The sequence below is a fragment of the Oleiphilus sp. HI0061 genome, assembly GCF_001635675.1.
The window spans coordinates 1-838 of record NZ_LWFE01001881.1; the positions used below are offsets into that span (position 1 = coordinate 1).

Sequence of the window (838 nt, forward strand, 5' to 3'; positions counted from 1 at the left end):
GGTGTAACCAAGAACTTCCTGTTGGTGTATTTTATCAACGAATTCTTGAATTTGAATTCGACATTCAAGGATTTCATCCAATATATCTTGGCTAGGCGAATAGCTAGTAGTTTGAGTCAGGCTAGACTTTGGAAGTCGTAAGGCCGTATGTAAGACGCCTCTGTCCTCTGTGTTGTTCAGTAAGTCTCCATTCTCTCCTGTGCCACAAAACAAGGCCTTAACCTTTGCTTCAAGCCCTGCTTCAGCAGTGAGCTGAGATAAGAGCGAAATCGTTTCCTCGGTGACACGGTTTTTTGAATAATCATAAAATACATGTGGTGCCTGAAAGGAGTAGCGATCAAAGCGCTTAGGATCACCTTCAAATAGGTCTTTTACATGAAGCTTAGTAATGAATTTGGCATGATCCTTTAATGCTTGGTAACTAGGTAATACATCCAATGTCATAGTGTTACTCAATATCGATGGTTAAAGATTCACCGTTATATTATCAATTAAACGGGTTGAGCCCAAATACGCGGCTAATAAAATTACGAAAGCTGTATCTGTTTCTTGTGAAGGAGCAAGTGTTGTGGGCTTGGCTATATTGAAGTAATCGGGTTTAAAGCCATTTTTAACCAAGTGTGATTTGGCGTCCTCGCATAATGCAGTGATATCCCGTTCGCCAGCCTGAAGCTGCGCAGCACAATGTTGCAATAGCTGGTAAATCTTAGCGGCAGTTTGCTTTTCTTGCTGGCTAAGGTAACCATTGCGAGAGCTGCGGGCTAGACCTGACTCTTCCCGAGATGTTGGGACGCCAATGATAGAAACAGGCATACAAAGGTCGGAAACCATCTTGCGA

At 42.7% G+C, this 838-nt stretch carries 1 protein-coding gene and 1 pseudogene; both read right to left on the bottom strand.

Annotated features, from left to right (window positions below):
• Nucleotides 1-444 (bottom strand): annotated as a pseudogene (locus A3735_RS28565) (glucose-6-phosphate isomerase); the annotation flags it as partial.
• Between the two features lie 21 nt (nucleotides 445-465).
• Nucleotides 466-838: pantoate--beta-alanine ligase (locus A3735_RS28570; protein WP_197486130.1), on the bottom strand; the 373-nt coding region annotated here is incomplete at its 5' end.